Source organism: Brachybacterium subflavum (assembly GCF_009299795.1).
GTDB classification, from domain to species: domain Bacteria; phylum Actinomycetota; class Actinomycetes; order Actinomycetales; family Dermabacteraceae; genus Brachybacterium; species Brachybacterium subflavum.
Genome location: NZ_VIGP01000010.1, coordinates 1 through 16,397, shown reverse-complemented (window position 1 = coordinate 16,397; position 16,397 = coordinate 1). Strand labels below are relative to the sequence as shown.

Genomic DNA, 16,397 nt, shown 5'->3' with positions numbered 1-16,397 from the left:
GGATGACTCCCATGACCTCCACCACCGCCACGGCAGCACCCCGACGGGGCCTCGACATCTCGAAGCTGCTCGTCGAGGGCCGCGCGTTCCTCGCGCTCGCCCTCATCATCGTGGTGTTCTCGCTGCTCTCCCCGAACTACCTGACGATCGACAACGTGCTGATCATGGCCTCGCACGTCGCGATCTACGCGCTGCTGAGCCTGGGCATGCTGCTCGTGGTCCTCACCGGCGGCATCGACCTCTCCGTGGGCTCGACCCTCGGCTGCACCGCCGTCATCGCGGGCTTCCTGCTCAAGGGCGTGCCCCTGCACTTCCTGGGCGTCACCCTGTACCCGAGCGTGCCCGTCGCGGTGCTCGTCTCCGTCGCCCTCGGCGCGCTCATCGGCCTGGTCAACGGGGTGCTCGTCGCGAAGTTCAAGGTCGCCCCGTTCGTCGCGACCCTGGGCATGCTCTACGTCGTGCGCGGCGCCGCGCTGCTGATGACCAACGGGCGCACCGTCAACGACCTCTCGGGCGACGAGTCGCTGGGCAACACGGGCTTCGAATGGCTCGGCTTCAACCGCCTGCTGGGCATCCCCGTGGGCGTGCTCATCATGGTCGTGGTCGCCGCCGTCATCGCCCTCGTGCTGGGGCGCACCACCTTCGGCCGCTGGCTGTACGCGACCGGAGGCAACGAGCGCGCCGCCCAGCTCTCCGGCGTCCCCGTGCGCACGGTGACCGTGTGGGTGTACGTGGTCTCGGGCCTGTGCTCGGCGGTCGCGGGCCTCATCCTCGCCTCGACCCTGACGAGCGCGAGCCCCACAGCGGGCAACACCTACGAGCTCACCGCGATCGCGGGCGTCGTCATCGGCGGCGCGGCCCTCTCCGGCGGCCGCGGCACCGTGCGCGGCACCCTGCTGGGCGCCTTCGTGATCGGCTTCCTCTCCGACGGCCTCGTCATCATCGGCGTCTCCGCCTACTGGCAGACGGTCTTCGTGGGCGCCGTCATCGTGATCGCCGTGCTGCTGAACTCGCTGCAGTACGGCCGGCCGGGGCGCAGCGGCCGACGCTTCGGCGCGGCGCCGGGGACGGCGAAGGGCGACGAGCCGGCGAAGGCCGACACGGCGGAGCCGTCCGCACACGCCTCGCCGTCGGCCCCGGATTCCCCCGACACCCCTGACAACCGGTCGTGACCCGCGACCGGATCCCCTCTCGCGATGTCCGCGTCGGACGCGCGCCCCTGGAAAGGACACCCACCATGGAACGCAGGATCTTCCTGACCGCTCTCGGCATCGGCGCCGCGACGGCCGGACTCGCCGCCTGCTCGAGCGGATCGGACGACGCCTCCGGCTCGGACGGCGGCAGCGGCGGCAGCGGCAAGGCCGGCGGGCTCATCACGATCATCGTCAACGACCCCTCGAACCCCTACTGGAAGACCGAGGGCGACGTCGCGGCGGCGAAGGCGAAGGAGCTCGGCTACACGACCACCGTCGGCGCCCACAAGGGCGACACCAACACCGAGAACACGCTCGTGGACACGGCGATCTCGAACAAGTCCGTGGCGCTGATCCTGGATCCGGCCAACGCCGACGGCTCGGTCGGCACGATCAAGAAGGCGAACCAGGCGGGCATCCCCGTCTTCCTCGTCAACGCGGAGGTCAACGAGGCCGGCGTCGCGAAGTCCCAGCTCGTCTCCAACAACGCTCAGGGCGCCGCGATCGGCGCGCAGGAGTGGGTCAAGAGGATGAAGGAGAAGGGGAAGTACGTGGAGCTGTTCGGGCTGCCCTCGGACAACAACGCCCAGACCCGCTCCAACGGCTACGAGACCACGATCTCCCAGTACCCCGACCTCAAGAAGGTGGGGCAGGAGGTCGCCGACTGGGATCGCACCAAGGGCCACGACAAGGCGCAGTCCCTGCTGCAGGCGCACCCGGACATCGACGGCATCATCTCGGGCAACGACGAGATGGCGCTCGGGGCGATCGCCGCTCTCAAGGAGGCGAACGCCTTCGACGGGATCGTCGTGGGCGGCTTCGACGGCTCGCCCGACGCGGTGGACTCGATCAAGGCCGGGGAGCTCGCCTACACGGTGCTGCAGCCCGTCGCGCAGTTCGCCGCGAAGGCGGTCGAGATGGCCCACGCGCTCGTCGCCGACGGCACCGAGCCCGAGCAGGAGAAGCAGGCCTTCGACTGCATCCTGATCACGGAGGACAATGTCGACAAGATGACCGACGCCTTCACCTACAGCGGCTGAGGAGGCGGTCCCTCCAGCGGTCCGGGCGCACGCGCAGGCACCCGGACCGCTCAGCCCTGCGCGGTCCGAACATTTGTGCTTGACGTATGTTCGGGTGGGTCCCTAGTGTCTGTCACGACGGCAGCGCCCCGCGCGCGCCGCCGAGCCTGTGACCCACACGAAGGAGTGTCCCCATGAGCGCAGCCGACCCGGCAGCTCCCCCCGTGACCGGCGGCGAGCGCGAGTCCTTCCTCGATCGGCTCGGGATCCCGCATCCGCTGCGCTGGGGCTTCCTCGGCGTGCTCGTCTTCATGACCGGCAACGGCGTCGAGTCCAACTTCGTCTCCCCGCACATCGCGAACACCTTCGGCGGCGGCGACGACAAGACCAACCTCGCGGCGACCATCATCGCGATGTACAGCCTCGCCGTGCTCGTCGGCTCCTACCTCGCCGGCGCGCTCTCCGATCTCATCGGCCCGCGCCGCGTGATGGCCATCGGCTTCGGCGTCTGGGTGGTCTTCGAGCTCGCGTTCCTCGGGTCCCTGCAGCTCGAGTCGACGTTCCTCGTCGGCGCCAGCTACTTCCTGCGCGGATTCGGCTTCCCGCTGTTCGCCTTCGCCTTCCTGGTGTGGATCAACCACGTCGTGGACAAGGAGCGCAACGGCGCCGCGGTCGGCTGGTTCTACGTCATGTTCACCGGCGGCCTGCCCACCCTGGGCTCGCTCGTCGCCGTCTTCCTGATCCCCGCCTTCGGCGACGGCTACGGCGGCGAGAAATGGACGATGCTCGCCTCGACGGTGATCGTGCTCATCGGCTTCCTCATCGCCCGCTTCGGCGTCCACGAGGAGCACGGCTCGCGCCGCCTGGCCCCCGCGGGGGAGTCGGGGGGCGGAGTGATCCTCTCCGGGCTGCGCCTGACCTTCACCAACGGCCGCATCGCCATGGGCTTCCTGACGCGCCTGATCAACACCGCGCCCGAGTTCGGCATGTTCATCATCCTGCCCAACGTCATCTACGGGACGGCCGACCAGGGCGGCCTGGGCTGGAGCCAGTCCCAGTGGCTCGTGATGACCACGATCGTCTACGCCGGCAACATCCTGTTCAACGCGGCCTTCGGGGCCCTCGGCGACAAGGTCGGCTGGGTGAAGACGGTGCGCTGGTTCGGCATCGTCGGCTCGGCCATCGGCCTGCTGCTGTGGTGGTACGTCCCGCACATGGTCCCGGCGGGCTCCGACTGGGGCTTCGTGGTCTCCGTCGCCGCGGGCACCGTCTTCGGCATCCTGCTCGCCGGCTTCGTGCCACTGGGCGCGATCATGCCGGCCATCGCCCCCAAGGAGAAGGGCGCCGCGATGGCCATGTACACGACCGCCGCGGGCGGCGCGACGTTCCTGGGCAGCGCGGTCGTCGCGATCGTGCGCCCGTGGGGCGGCAACGTCGGCGTGGTCTGGGCGTTCGTGCTGCTCTACGCCTGCGCCTTCACCATGACCTTCTTCCTCAAGGTCCACCAGCCGCGACTGCACGGCCCGGTCCTGGACGACTGACCTCCGTCGCGACGCAGTCCCCGGAATCCCACGGAAGGAACCACCGATGTCCACCAGCACAGACCTCTTCGATCTCAGCGGCAGCGTCGCCCTCGTCACCGGCGGCGCGAAGGGCCTGGGCCTCGCCATGGCCAAGGGCCTGGCCGATCACGGCAGCGACCTCGCGCTCGCCGACATCGACGACGCGACCGGCGAGAAGGCCGCCGCCGAGCTCGCGGAGGTGACCGGCCGCACCGTGCGCTACTACCACTGCAACGTCATGGACCCCGCCGAGGTCGACGCGCTCGTGGACCGGGTCGTCGCCGACCTCGGGAAGATCGACACCCTGCTCAACAACGCGGGACGCACGATCCACCAGCCCCTCGAGGAGGTCACCGAGGACAACTGGCGCGCGGTCATGGGGCTGAACCTCGACGCCGTCTTCCACGTCATGCAGTCCGTGGCCCGTCACATGCTCGAGCGCGGCAGCGGCAGCATCATCAACACCGGCTCCATGAGCGGCATCATCGCCAACATCCCGCAGAAGCAGGCCTCCTACAACGCCTCGAAGGCCGCCGTCCACAACCTCACCCGCTCCGCGGCCTGCGAGTGGGCCGAGCGCGGGCTGCGCGTCAACGCGATCGCGCCGGGCTACATGCGCACCGAGCTCACCCGTGGGTTCTACGAGGAGGGAGGTCCGCAGATCGACCAGTGGAACCTCATGACTCCCATGAAGCGCCCCGGGGAGCCCCACGAGCTCGCCGGCGCCGCGGTCTTCCTCGCCTCCGAGGCCAGCACCTTCGTCACCGGCTCGATCCTCAGCGTCGACGGCGGCTACACGGCCGCCTGAGCCGGCCGCCGTCGGCCCCGAGCACAGCCCTGATCCGTTCCTCCCTCGCAGAGAGCAGACCACCCCATGACCTACCTGTTCGATGATCCGAAGACGTTCCCGGCCGCCGCGGTCGAGGGCCTCGTCGCCGCCCATCCCGAGGAGCTCACGCAGGTCCACGGCGGCGTGGTGCGCCGGGATGCGACGCCCGAGGGCCAGGTCGCGCTCGTCGTCGGCGGCGGCTCGGGCCACTACCCGGCCTTCGCCGGCTGGGTCGGCCCGGGCTTCGCCCACGGCGCCCCGTGCGGCAACATCTTCTCCTCCCCCTCCTCCGACCAGGTGTACTCGGTCGCGCGGAACGCGGAGAACGGCGGCGGCGTCATCCTCGGCTTCGGCAACTACGCGGGCGACGTCCTGCACTTCGGCGTCGCCGCGGAGAAGCTGCGCGCCGAGGGCGTGGACGTCCGTATCGTCAAGGTCAGCGACGACATCGCCTCGAACTCCGAGGAGAACCACCGCGACCGCCGCGGCATCGCCGGCGACCTCGTGGTCTTCAAGGTCGCGGGCGCCGCCATCCAGGCCGGGGCCGACATCGCCGAGGCCGAGCGCCTCGCCTGGAAGGCGAACGACGCCACGCGCTCCCTCGGCGTCGCCTTCGACGGCTGCACCATCCCCGGGGCCGACGAGGCCCTGTTCCACGTGCCCGAGGGGAAGATGGCCATCGGCCTGGGCATCCACGGCGAGCCCGGCATCGACGAGGTCGACATGCCCAGCGCCGAGGACCTCGCCCGGCGCCTGGTCGACGGCGTCCTCGCCGAGACCCCCGAGCTCGACTCCACGCGCGCGGCCGTGGTCCTCAACGGCCTGGGCACCGTGAAGTACGAGGAGCTGTTCGTCGTCTACGCGCACGTGGCGCGGATGCTCGGCGAGGCCGGCCTGACCATCGTGCGCCCCGAGGTGGGCGAGCACGTGACCAGCCTCGACATGGCCGGTCTGTCCCTGACGGTCATGCGGCTGGACGAGGAGCTCGAGGAGCTCTGGCTCGCTCCGGCCGACACCCCCGCCTTCCGCCGCGGCGTGGTCGTCGAGGGGCCGGCCGGCGAGGAGCGCGGCGAGGTCTACACCCCGGGCGAGGACCCCATCCCCGACGCGTCCGAGGACTCCCGCGGCAGCGCCGCGCGGATCGTGGAGATCCTCGCGGACCTGCAGGAGAAGCTCGAGGAATGGGAGCCCGAGCTCGGGAAGATGGACGCCGTCGCCGGCGACGGCGACCACGGACAGGGCATGGTGCTCGGCGTGCGCGCCGCCCGTGCCGCCGCGAAGAAGGCGGCCGACGGGGGAGCGGGCGCGCGCACGGTCCTCGTCCAGGGCGGCTCCGCCTGGTCCGCCGAGGCCGGCGGCACCTCCGGCGCCCTCTGGGGTGCGGCGCTCACGAGTCTCGGCAGCGCGCTCGCGGACGACTCGGCGGTCACCCCCGGGCAGCTCGTGGCCGGGATCGTGCAGGCCATCGAGGCCGTCGAGCGTCTGGGCGGCGCGAAGGTCGGCGACAAGACGATGGTCGACGCGATGGTGCCCTTCCGTGAGTCCCTCGAGTCCGCCGGGACCCCCTCGGACCTCTCCGCCGCCGGTGCCGCGATCTCCACGGCGGCGGAGGCGGCGGCCGATGCCGCCGAGGGCACCAGCGACATCGCCGCCCACCTGGGCCGCGCCCGCGTGCTCGGCGACAAGTCCGTGGGCACGCCCGACCCGGGAGCGGTCTCGTTCTCGCGGATCGTCGCGCGACTGGGCGAGCAGCTCGCCTGAGCACTGCGTGTCCGGGCCGCCGGGCGGACGGGGCGTCGGGCGGACGGGGAGTCGGCCTGTCGGACCTCACGGGGCCATCGCCCAGCGCTGCACGGATAATCGTCTCGAACCCCATAGCTCGCATCGCGAGCAGGAACAGGAGCAGAACATGGCACTGAGGATCGTCGTCGGCGGGGACAACGCCGGATACGGGTACAAGGAGGAGTTCAAGAAGGTCCTCGAGGCCGATGAGCGCGTCGCGTCGGTGACCGACGTGGGCGTCACCGGTCGTGAGGACGGCACGTACTACCCGAACNGCGCGTCGCGTCGGTGACCGACGTGGGCGTCACCGGTCGTGAGGACGGCACGTACTACCCGAACGTCGCGGTCGACGCGGCGGAGAAGGTCGCGGCCGGTGACGCCGACCGTGCGCTGCTGGTCTGCGGCACCGGCCTCGGGGTCTCGATCGCGGCGAACAAGGTCAAGGGCATCCGCGCGGTGACGGCGCACGACCTGTACTCGGTGCAGCGTTCGGTGCTGTCGAACAATGCGCAGGTGCTGTGCATGGGCGAGCGCGTGATCGGCCTGGAGTCCGCGAAGGCCCTGGTCGATGTGTGGCTGGATCTGGAGTTCGACCCGAGCTCGTCGTCTGCCGCGAAGGTCGACGCGATCTGCGCCTACGACGGGTCGCTCGAGGAGAACTGACGGCCGGTCCCGCGGTCGTCGGCCCGCGACGACCGCGGGCCCCGCGATGGCAGCCGGTCCGCGCGCCGACCACGGGCCCCGCGATGACAGCGGGCCCCGCGATCACAGCGGGTCCGCGAATGGTCAGGTTCCGTGCCAGGAGCGCGATGTTCTGGCACGGAACCTGACCATTCGTGCATGGGGCCCGATCCTGAGGCTCGGCCGCTCCGTGTCGGCCCCCGTGTGATCCGGCGCCGTGCGCCCTGTGGCCCACATCGCCCGGGCGTCCGCCCGCGGGCCCCGCGTGCTTAGGGTGACCTGACCTGTGCTCGATCCCGGCACGGGACCCGTGAACGGAGCACCATGCCCGCAGATCCCACCCGGCCCGTCGGCGTCCCCACGACCGACGCCACGACCGAAGCCACGGTCGCCCCCGCGACCGGCGCCGCGACCCGGCCCGCCGCCGGCGCCCCCTCGACCGGACCCGCCGACTCCCGCGAGGCGCGCCGGGTCACCTGGGCCTCGCTCGTGGGCACCTCTCTCGAGCAGTTCGACTTCTACCTGTTCGCGTACTTCTCGGCGTTCTTCGTCGGCCCGCTGTTCTTCGAGCCGCTGGGGCCGGCCGGGGCGACCCTCGCCTCCTTCAGCACGATCGCGGTGAGCTTCGTGATCCGGCCGCTCGGCGCGATCGTGTTCGGGCACATGGGCGACCGGCTCGGCCGGCGCGCGACGCTGCTGTGGACCGTCGGGATCATGGGCGTCGCCACCGGCCTCATCGGCCTGCTGCCCTCCTATGCGCAGGCGGGCTGGCTGGGCGCGATCGGCCTCGTGGTGCTGCGCCTCGCCCAGGGGCTCTCTCTCGGCGGCGAGTGGGGCGGCTCGGTGCTGCTGGCGGCCGAGCACGCGAAGCCCCTGCGTCGCGCCCTCTACGCGGCGATCCCGCAGCTGGGATCGCCTGTCGGCTCGATCCTCTCGGCCGCCGTCTACCTGGTGCTGATCGCCGCCGTGCCCGAGACCGCGATCGCCGCCTGGGCCTGGCGCGTGCCGTTCCTGCTGGCCTTCCCGCTGCTGCTGATCTCGCTGTACCTGCGGCTGCGCGTCGACGAGACGCCCGTCTTCACCCGGATGCGGTCCGACGACTCGCGCGACCGCGTCCCCGTGCTCGACATGCTGCGCTCGCGGCCGCTCGCCCTGGGGACCGCTGTGCTCTCGGCGCTCCTCGGCATCGGCTCGTACTCGCTGATGAACACGTACACGATGAACTACGGCGCGGAGCAGCTGGGCTACCCCTTCCTGCAGCTCCTCACCGCGACCACCATCGGATCCCTCCTGCAGCTCGTGACGATCCCGCTGTTCGGCCTGCTCGCCACCCGCATCGGCTCCGCCCGCGTGGTGGGCATCGGAGCCCTCGGCACCGCGCTCATCGCCCTGCCGATGTACGCGCTGCTGCCCTCGGCGACCTTCGGCGTGCTGGTCGCGATGATGGTGATCGGCGGGGTCCTGCCCACCATGTCGTGGGCGGCGCTCGGCGGGCTCATGAACGACCTGTTCGAAGGACGCTTCCGGTACTCGGCGCTGGCCTTCGCCTACGCGATCGCGGCGACGCTCAGCGGCTTCGTCCCGCTGCTCACCGCCGCGCTGGGCGGCGCCACCGGCCAGGCCTGGTGGCACCCCGCGCTGGTGCTCATCGCACTCAGCCTCGCCACGTTCGTGGGGGCGCTCGGCGCACGGCGGGCGGCGCCCTCGGGACGCTCGGGTCTGTGAGGATGGCGCCATGAACGAGCTCCTCCCCGATGCCGTCTACTTCGACTCCCTCCCGAAGGTCATCACCTCGGGCGCGGTGATCCTGCGCGACGAGCACGGCCGCGTGCTCATCGAGAAGCCGAACTACCGCGACCACTGGCTGCTGCCCGGCGGGGGCGTCGACCCGGGGGAGGACGCCCGCGCGTGCGCCCATCGCGAGGTGCGCGAGGAGCTCGGCCTGGACCTGCCGATCGGTCGCCTGCTCGCCGTGCACTGGATGCCCTCGCGCGCACGGGTCGGGGCGCCGATGGGCGCGCACTTCCTGTTCGACGCGGGCGTCGTGCCGGCCGCGCGGCTCGAGGCCGACGTGGTCCCGCAGGCCGCGGAGCTCGACGACTGGATGCTCGCCGACGAGGGAGAGCTCGATCTGCTCGGTCCGTGGGGCGCATCACGTGCGAGGCGGGGACTCGCCGTGCTGCGCGGAGACAGCGAGGTCGATCTGCTCGCGCCGTGATCACATCGCTGTGACCAGGAAGATCCGGTCGTGATCGCGAGGCGTCTCACAGGCGCCGCGGTGGTCCGAAGCAGGGGAGAACGGGGGCATCGCGGTGACGCGCGCCTCCTTATGCCGCTACCGTGCAGGGCATCCCTGTCCCTGTCCCCGATCAGAACGGCACGGCAATGGACCTCACGTTCAAGCTGATCGCGCTCGCGATCTACTTCCTCGCGATGCTCGGCATCGGCTTCTACGCCTTCCGCAAGACCAAGGGCGGCGACGAGTACATCCTCGGCGGTCGCCAGCTGCACCCCTTCACCGCGGCCCTGTCCGCGGGCGCCTCCGACATGTCCGGATGGCTGCTCATGGGCCTGCCGGGCGCGCTCTACATGGGCGGTCTGGTCGAGGCGTGGCTCGCCGTCGGCCTCACCGTCGGTGCGGCCCTCAACTGGATCCTCGTCGCGCCGCGTCTGCGCCAGTACACGCAGATCGCCGACGACTCCCTCACGGTCCCGAGCTTCTTCGGCAACCGTCTGTTCGATCGCACGCGCGCCCTGCGCATCGTGGCCGGGCTCGTGATCCTGGTGTTCTTCACCTTCTACGTCTCCTCCGGCATGGTCTCCGGCGGCGTGTTCTTCCAGTCCTTCTTCGGCGGCCCGTACCTCGTCGGAATGCTCCTGGTCGCCGGCATCACCGTGCTGTACACACTGTTCGGCGGCTTCCTCGGCGCGACCTACACGGACGTCGTCCAGGGCATCATCATGCTCATCTCGCTCATCGTGGTCCCCACGGTCGCGATGTTCTCCGTGGGCGGCCCTGCCGAGATGTTCGACTCCGTGCGCCAGGTCAACGCCGACTTCGCCTCCATGACCAGCGGGGCGACGGCCATCGGCGTGATCTCCTCGCTCGCCTGGGGCCTGGGCTACTTCGGCCAGCCCCACATCATCGTCCGCTTCATGGCGCTGCGCTCCTCGCGCGACGCGAAGTACGGCGCGACCTTCGGCGTGGGCTGGATGATCATCTGCGTGCTCGGCGCGATCTTCACCGCCCTCGCCGGGCTGGCCTACTTCCAGCAGAACGGCGACGCCCTGCTCACCGACACCACGAACGGCGAGTCCGTCTTCCTGGACCTCGCGCAGATCATGTTCCACCCGCTGCTCGCGGGCATCCTGCTGGCCGCGGTGCTCGCCGCGATCATGTCGACGATGTCGAGCCAGCTCGTGGTCACGAGCTCCGCGCTCATCGAGGACATCGTGGGCGCGTTCAACCGCTCGATCGGCCCCGCGGCCAAGCTCTGGGGCGGACGCGCCGGCGTCCTCGTGATCTCGCTGATCGCGGCGCTGCTCGCTCTGGACCCCTCGAGCTCGATCCTGGACCTCGTGTCCTTCGCCTGGGCCGGCTTCGGCGCCGCCTTCGGGCCCCTGGTGCTGCTGTGCCTGTTCTGGCGCCGCCTGACGATGCCCGGCGCCCTCGCCGGCATGATCGTCGGTGCGATCGTGGCGTTCTGGTGGGGCGGCGGCCTCGGCGCCGAGGCCCCCGACGTCGCCTGGAACCTGTTCGGCGGGGAGCACCTCTACGAGATCATCCCCGGCTTCGTACTCAACCTGCTGGTGGCGGTCGTCGTCTCGCTCGTGACGCCCGCGCCGCCCGCCAGGGCCCGCGAGCAGTTCGACGAGATGGTCGCCTCCCTCAAGACGGGCACCATCGCGCAGAAGCCGGCCGACGAGGCCCCCGAGGCCGCGCCGAGCGTCTGACGCCCGGCCCGGTCCGCAGGCCACCTGCACGAGGGCGCCGCATCCTGAACGGATGCGGCGCCCTCGTGCGTTCTCGCAGGCTGCGGTGCGTCGTCAGTCGGCGACGCGCTCCGCGAAGGCGACGATCTCGTCCGCGACCTCGTCGCGGATCTCGGGCTCGTTGTGCACCTCGTGGCGGAAGCCCGTGTACACGCGGGTGGTGACATCGCGCGTCCCCGACTCGACCAGCGAGGTGGCCACGGCGTACGCGCCCTCGCCGAAGCCGCCCACGGGGTCCTGGTCGCCCGAGAGGATCAGCACGGGCAGGGTGCGGGGGATGCGCGCGGCCCACTCGGGCGCGTTCGCCTCGTCGTAGAGCCCCACGAAGTCCCGGACGAAGCGCAGGGACATGGGCGTCCCGAAGCCGTTGAGCGGGTCGGAGCCGTGGTCGCGCACCACGTCGCGGTCCCGGGCCACCCAGTCCGTCGGCCCCTGCACATCCTCGTAGCGGTCCAGGAAGCCGTCGAAGAGGCGCGGCTGGAAGGACCCGCCGGTGTCCGCTCCGTCGCCCGTGCCGATCGCCCGGACCAGCGCATGGCGGTCGAACTCCTCGATCGCACGCCAGCGCGCCGCGATCCCGCCCAGCACGAGCCCGGCGAGGCCCTGCGGGTGCCGCGCGGCCTGCGCGCGGGCGATCATCGAGCCCCAGCTGTGGCCGAAGACGACGTACGGCAGCTTCGGGAACATCGAGACGACCTTCTCGCGGAGGGTCTCCTCGTCGGCGACCACGGTCTCCAGGCCGTCCTCGCCGGTGTCCGCCCAGACGCCCGAGGCGACGGCCGTGGCCCCGTGACCGGCATGGTCGTCGGCCGCGACCACGATCCCCGCATCCAGGAGACGGGAGATCAGCCGCTGATAGCGCCGCGAGTGCTCGCCGAGCCCGTGCTCGATCTGCACGACGGCGCGCGCCGGGATCACGGGCACGTGGATCCAGGCATGGATCTCGTCGCGTCCGTTGCGGGAGGGGAACGTGAACTCGTGCAGGGCCATCTCGTCTCCTTCGGCGGGGATGCGGTTCAGGCGAGCGTAGCCCGCCGGGGGCGACGAGCTCCGGGGCTCAGGGCTCGAGGGTGCGCCGGTGCCGGTCCGCGCGATCCGCACGGGGCTCCTCGGAGCGCCGCTCATGGGAGACCGCGAGCGCCGCGCCGATGGCGGGCTTCGCACCCGCCCAGGCCACGGGGGTGCGCGCGGGCGAGGTCGTGGGCTCAGGGGCCGGATCGGCGGGGGCCTGCTCGGTCGTCGTCTGCGCGGCTTCCTGCACGACGTGGACGGAGGCGGTCATCGAGGTCACGATCATGTCCATGCCACGACGCTCGCCCGAGGGGCTATGGATCCGCTGTGACCGTGCTGTCGCCGGGCGGTGAGGTGAGGTGCCCGGCACATACGCGCGCCATGCCCGGGGCACAGCAGATCCATAGGCCCGGCCGGAAGTCTTCCCGCCCATGACCACCACCGATGAGAAGCGGACCGGGGACGGTTCGAGCCCCGGGGCCTCACCCGACGATCGGACGACGCCCGCCGTCGACGGGGCAGCGAGCCCGGGCACGGCGACCGGGACACCCACGCACCGGCTCGAGGCCGTGCGCAGCCGAGTGCTCGACGAGTCCCCGCGGGCGAGCCTCGCCCTGCTGGGACTGCTCGTGGCGACCGGCGTCCTGTACTTCTGGAACCTCAGCGCCAACGGGTACGCGAACTCGTTCTACTCGGCGGCCGTGCAGGCGGGGTCCGAGTCCTGGAAGGCGTTCTTCTACGGCTCCTCCGACGCGGCGAACTCGATCACCGTGGACAAGCCGCCGGCCTCGCTCTGGCTGATGGCGCTCTCCGTGCGCCTGTTCGGGCTGAACACGATCGCGATCCTGCTGCCGCAGGTGCTCATGGGCATCGGCACCGTGCTCCTCGTGGACCGCACCGTGAAGCGGTACTTCGGCGTGGGCGCCGGCCTGGTCGCCGGCGCCGCGATGGCGATCACCCCGGTCGCGGTGCTCATGTTCCGCTTCAACAATCCCGACGCGCTGCTGGTGATGCTGATGGCGCTCGGCGCCTGGGCCACCCTGCGCGCGATCGAGAAGGGCTCGATCCGCTGGATGGCCCTGGTGGGCGTGTTCATCGGCTTCGGCTTCCTCACCAAGACGCTGCAGGCGTTCCTGGTCGTGCCCTTCTTCGGGCTCGCTTTCATGCTGTTCGCCGCGACCACCTGGCGCCGACGCGTGCTGGGCCTGCTCGCTGCGGTCGGCGCGCTCGTCGTCGCCGGGGGCTGGTGGGTCGCGATCGTCGAGCTCGTGCCCGAGAGCTGGCGGCCCTTCATCGGCGGCTCCCAGAACGACTCGTTCCTCGAGCTGACCTTCGGGTACAACGGCCTGGGACGGATCAACGGCGAGGAGACCGGATCCGTGGGCGGCGGCGGCCCCTCCTCCGGCGAGACCGGCCTCGCCCGGCTCTTCTCCTCGGACCTGGGCGGTCAGATCTCCTGGCTCATCCCCGCCGCGCTGATCCTGGTGGTGCTCGCGCTCTGGATGGGCCGACGAGCTCCACGCACCGACATGCGCCGGGCCTCCCACATGGTGTGGGGCGGCTGGTTCCTCGCGACCTTCCTGACGTTCTCCTTCATGGCCGGGATCTTCCACCAGTACTACACGGTGGCCCTGTCGCCCGCGATCGCCGTGATGGTCGGCGCCGGAGCAGGGGAGCTGTGGCGGCGCCGCAGCACCTGGCTCGCCAGGATCGGACTCGCGCTCGCCGCGCTCGCCACCGGCATCTGGGGCTTCGCGCTCCTGCAGCGCCAGACGGAGTACGGGCAGTGGCTCGCGATCCTCGTCCTCGCCGCGGGCATCCTCGCCGCGCTCGGCGTGCTCTTCGCCCACCGGATGGGCAGAGCTCTGCTCGCAACCCTGCTGGCCAGCGCGATCGTGAGCGCCGGTGCCGGCCAGGCCGCCTACGCGGTGAGCACGGTGACCACGGCCAAGACGGGCTCGATCATCACCGCGGGGCCGACGGTCTCCAGCGGCATGGGCGGCATGGGCGGCGGGCCCGGCGGCATGGGCGGAGGCCCGGGAGGCCAGGGCGGCGGTCAGGGCGGGCCCGGCGGAGGCCAGGGCTTCCCCGGCGGCCAGGGCCAGACCGGGCAGGGCCGGACCGGGCAGGGCACGACGGGCCAGAGCCAGAACGGTCAGAACCAGAACGGCCAGGGCCAGAACGGCCAGGGCGGAATGGGTACTCCTCCCGGCCAGTCCTCCCAGTCCCGGCAGGGCCAGTCCCAGCAGGGCCAGTCGCAGCAGGGCCAGATGCCGTCGGCCGGCGGCGCCGAGGGCGCCATGGGCGGCGGGCCCGGCGGAGGCGGGGGCGGCGGCATGAGCGGACTGCTCGATGCCACCGAGCCCGACCAGGACGTCGTCGACGCCCTCACCGCCGACGCCGATCAGTACACCTGGGTCGCCGCGGCCGTCGGCAGCCAGAGCGCCGCGGGCATGCAGCTGGCGACCGAGGAGCCGGTGATGGCCATCGGCGGGTTCAACGGATCCGACCCGAGCCCCACCCTCGAGCAGTTCCAGCAGTACGTCGAGGACGGCCAGATCCACTACCTGCTCGCCAGCAGCGGCTTCGGCCAGCAGAACGGCGGCTCCGACTCCGCGAGCGAGATCGTCGAGTGGGCGAGCGAGAACTACGAGGAGATCACCATCGGCGACTCCACGTTCTACGACCTCACCCAGCCCGTCTCGAGCTCCACCAGCACGCAGGAGGCGTCATGACCCTGGACCTCGCACGAAGCGCGGGCAGCCTCTCCGCCGGGGCCGACGACACGGACACCGCCCCGGGCTCCCGCGCAGGGGGCCACGACCCCTCGGCGCAGACACCCCAGGATCAGCCCCAGAACCGGCCCCTGGTGAGCGCGGAGCCCGGGACCACGGTGCTGGACGTGGTGGTCCCGGTCCTCAACGAGCGGCACACGATCGAGGCGTGCGTGGAGCGCCTGGACCGCCACCTGCGCTCGACCTTCCCGTACCCGTTCCGGATCACGGTCGCCGACAACGGCAGCACGGATGGGACGCGGCAGATCACCGCCGACCTGGAGGAGCGGATGCCCGATCGCGTGCGCGCCGTCCACCTGGACAGGAAGGGACGCGGGCGGGCGCTCAAGTCCACCTGGTCCGCGTCGGACGCCCTCGTCCTCGCCTACATGGACGTCGACCTCTCCACGGACCTCGACGCGCTCTGGCCCCTCGTCGCGCCCCTCATGTCGGGGCACTCGGACCTCGCCATCGGCACCCGCCTGCACCGCTCGTCACGCGTGGTGCGGGGGACCAAGCGCGAGTTCATCTCCCGCTGCTACAACGCCGGGCTGTCGGTCGCGCTCGGCGCCGGCTTCACCGATGCCCAATGCGGGTTCAAGGCGATCCGGGCGGACGTCGCCCGGGAGGTCCTGCCTCTCGTCGAGGACCCCGCCTGGTTCTTCGACACGGAGCTCCTGGTGCTCGCCGAGCGCAGCGGGCTGCGGATCCACGAGGTGCCCGTCGACTGGTACGACGATCCCGACTCCCGGGTGGACGTGGTGGGGACGGCCCTCGACGACATCCGGGGCGTGCTGCGGGTCCGACGCTCGCTGCGCTCGGGGGAGCTCGGCATCGACGGCATCCGCGCGCGTCTGGGACGGACCATGCCCTCGGGCCAGACCGGTGGGCAGGTCATCCGCTTCGCCGCGGTGGGAGTCGCGAGCACGCTGCTGCATCTCGCGGGCTTCGCCGCCCTGCACGGCCTGCTCGGCACGGGGGCCCAGACGGCGAACATCCTCGCGCTGCTGGTCGCGACGATCGTGAACACGAGTGCGAACCGCTCCTGGACCTTCGGGATCCGAGAGCGCGAGGGAACGCTGTGGCATCAGCTCCAGGGGCTCGCCCTGCTCGCGCTCACCTGGGCGCTCAGCGCCGGCGCGCTCCTGCTCCTCGACAGCACGTGGCCGCAGGCCCCCACCGCCGTGCAGACGGTGATCCTGGGCGGGTCGATGGTCATCGCGACGGTCACCAAGTTCGGCGTGATGCGTCGGTGGCGCAGGGACGGGACCACGGCGGCGCACGACGCCGCGAGCGGCCGACGAACAGGACCCGCCCCGACCGTGTGACGACGCCCTGGGGGCTCGTCACGCACGAACGACCCCGAGCGCCCCACGTCACGTGGTGCAGAACACGCTCTGACCTGGGGCTGTGGAGTTGACGTGGGGGCTCGGGGTGCGTAAGTTATTACCTCGTGCCCGGCCGACAGGTTCGGGGGATCGGAAACACTGTTTCGGGTTTCTCGGATGGGGGTTGGGTGCTCCGGTTAATCTAATAGTCAGTTTCGGTGGTAG

Annotated in this window: 12 protein-coding genes and 1 pseudogene; 11 read left to right on the top strand and 2 right to left on the bottom strand. The window is 71.3% G+C overall.

The genetic code is table 11. The features are described 5' to 3' along the window. The first annotated feature begins 11 nt into the window (after nt 1–11). From FHG10_RS17440 to putP, 9 genes and pseudogenes are all read left to right on the top strand, one after another. Complete coding sequence (locus tag FHG10_RS17440; RefSeq protein WP_227488356.1) at nt 12–1,172, top strand: ABC transporter permease; 1,161 nt, start codon at nt 12–14, stop codon at nt 1,170–1,172. 65 nt (nt 1,173–1,237) lie between these two features. Continuing rightward, nucleotides 1,238–2,233, top strand: a complete 996-nt coding sequence (locus FHG10_RS17435) for a D-ribose ABC transporter substrate-binding protein (protein ID WP_152354641.1) — start codon at nt 1,238–1,240, stop codon at nt 2,231–2,233. A gap of 173 nt (nt 2,234–2,406) precedes the next feature. Continuing rightward, nucleotides 2,407–3,753 carry an RbtT/DalT/CsbX family MFS transporter gene (locus FHG10_RS17430; RefSeq protein ID WP_152354640.1) on the top strand — a complete coding sequence of 449 codons (1,347 nt, stop codon included), beginning with the start codon at nt 2,407–2,409 and terminating at the stop codon, nt 3,751–3,753. A 46-nt stretch (nt 3,754–3,799) separates the two neighbouring features. After that, nucleotides 3,800–4,582, top strand: a complete 783-nt coding sequence (locus FHG10_RS17425; protein WP_152354639.1) for an SDR family oxidoreductase — start codon at nt 3,800–3,802, stop codon at nt 4,580–4,582. Nucleotides 4,583–4,648: 66 nt separating this feature from the next. Next, a complete protein-coding gene (locus FHG10_RS17420) occupies nt 4,649–6,364 on the top strand; it encodes a dihydroxyacetone kinase family protein (RefSeq protein WP_152354638.1) in 1,716 nt (571 codons plus the stop codon). A 148-nt stretch (nt 6,365–6,512) separates the two neighbouring features. Further along, a pseudogene (locus FHG10_RS17415) lies at nt 6,513–7,048 on the top strand (RpiB/LacA/LacB family sugar-phosphate isomerase). Between the two features lie 342 nt (nt 7,049–7,390). Beyond that, nucleotides 7,391–8,791 (top strand): MFS transporter, encoded by a 1,401-nt coding sequence (locus FHG10_RS17410; protein ID WP_193636375.1) that lies wholly within the window; start codon nt 7,391–7,393, stop codon nt 8,789–8,791. Nucleotides 8,792–8,801: 10 nt separating this feature from the next. Beyond that, nucleotides 8,802–9,284, top strand: coding sequence for an NUDIX domain-containing protein (locus FHG10_RS17405; protein WP_152354637.1), 483 nt, complete (start codon nt 8,802–8,804; stop codon nt 9,282–9,284). A gap of 167 nt (nt 9,285–9,451) precedes the next feature. Then, on the top strand, nt 9,452–11,020 hold the full coding sequence (putP, locus tag FHG10_RS17400) for a sodium/proline symporter PutP (protein ID WP_152354636.1): 1,569 nt from the start codon (nt 9,452–9,454) through the stop codon (nt 11,018–11,020). Between the two features lie 93 nt (nt 11,021–11,113). Here putP and FHG10_RS17395 read toward each other — a convergent pair whose 3' ends face one another. Together FHG10_RS17395 and FHG10_RS17390 are read right to left on the bottom strand one after the other, a co-directional pair. Then, a complete protein-coding gene (locus tag FHG10_RS17395; protein ID WP_152354635.1) occupies nt 11,114–12,049 on the bottom strand; it encodes an alpha/beta fold hydrolase in 936 nt (311 codons plus the stop codon). Between the two features lie 67 nt (nt 12,050–12,116). Further along, nucleotides 12,117–12,362 carry a hypothetical protein gene (locus tag FHG10_RS17390; RefSeq protein WP_152354634.1) on the bottom strand — a complete coding sequence of 82 codons (246 nt, stop codon included), beginning with the start codon at nt 12,360–12,362 and terminating at the stop codon, nt 12,117–12,119. Between the two features lie 139 nt (nt 12,363–12,501). On the opposite strand from FHG10_RS17390, the gene FHG10_RS18415 reads away from it, so the two are divergent. Both FHG10_RS18415 and FHG10_RS17380 read left to right on the top strand, forming a co-directional pair. Beyond that, complete coding sequence (locus tag FHG10_RS18415) at nt 12,502–14,805, top strand: glycosyltransferase family 39 protein (RefSeq protein ID WP_152354633.1); 2,304 nt, start codon at nt 12,502–12,504, stop codon at nt 14,803–14,805. Beyond that, on the top strand, nt 14,802–16,172 hold the full coding sequence (locus FHG10_RS17380; RefSeq protein ID WP_152354632.1) for a bifunctional glycosyltransferase family 2/GtrA family protein: 1,371 nt from the start codon (nt 14,802–14,804) through the stop codon (nt 16,170–16,172). Before FHG10_RS18415 ends, FHG10_RS17380 begins: the two co-directional genes overlap by 4 nt. Nucleotides 16,173–16,397 lie beyond the last annotated feature (225 nt).

Bases quoted from the DNA above. Each gene is read 5' to 3' on its own strand.
- FHG10_RS17395 (WP_152354635.1), bottom strand. From the start codon at position 12,049: ATGGCCCTGCACGAGTTCACGTTCCCCTCCCGCAACGGACGCGACGAG.
- FHG10_RS17405 (WP_152354637.1), top strand. From the start codon at position 8,802: ATGAACGAGCTCCTCCCCGATGCCGTCTACTTCGACTCCCTCCCGAAG.
- FHG10_RS17425 (WP_152354639.1), top strand. From the start codon at position 3,800: ATGTCCACCAGCACAGACCTCTTCGATCTCAGCGGCAGCGTCGCCCTC.
- FHG10_RS17410 (WP_193636375.1), top strand. From the start codon at position 7,391: ATGCCCGCAGATCCCACCCGGCCCGTCGGCGTCCCCACGACCGACGCC.
- FHG10_RS17435 (WP_152354641.1), top strand. From the start codon at position 1,238: ATGGAACGCAGGATCTTCCTGACCGCTCTCGGCATCGGCGCCGCGACG.
- putP (WP_152354636.1), top strand. From the start codon at position 9,452: ATGGACCTCACGTTCAAGCTGATCGCGCTCGCGATCTACTTCCTCGCG.
- FHG10_RS17390 (WP_152354634.1), bottom strand. From the start codon at position 12,362: ATGGACATGATCGTGACCTCGATGACCGCCTCCGTCCACGTCGTGCAG.
- FHG10_RS17380 (WP_152354632.1), top strand. From the start codon at position 14,802: ATGACCCTGGACCTCGCACGAAGCGCGGGCAGCCTCTCCGCCGGGGCC.
- FHG10_RS17420 (WP_152354638.1), top strand. From the start codon at position 4,649: ATGACCTACCTGTTCGATGATCCGAAGACGTTCCCGGCCGCCGCGGTC.
- FHG10_RS18415 (WP_152354633.1), top strand. From the start codon at position 12,502: ATGACCACCACCGATGAGAAGCGGACCGGGGACGGTTCGAGCCCCGGG.
- FHG10_RS17440 (WP_227488356.1), top strand. From the start codon at position 12: ATGACCTCCACCACCGCCACGGCAGCACCCCGACGGGGCCTCGACATC.
- FHG10_RS17430 (WP_152354640.1), top strand. From the start codon at position 2,407: ATGAGCGCAGCCGACCCGGCAGCTCCCCCCGTGACCGGCGGCGAGCGC.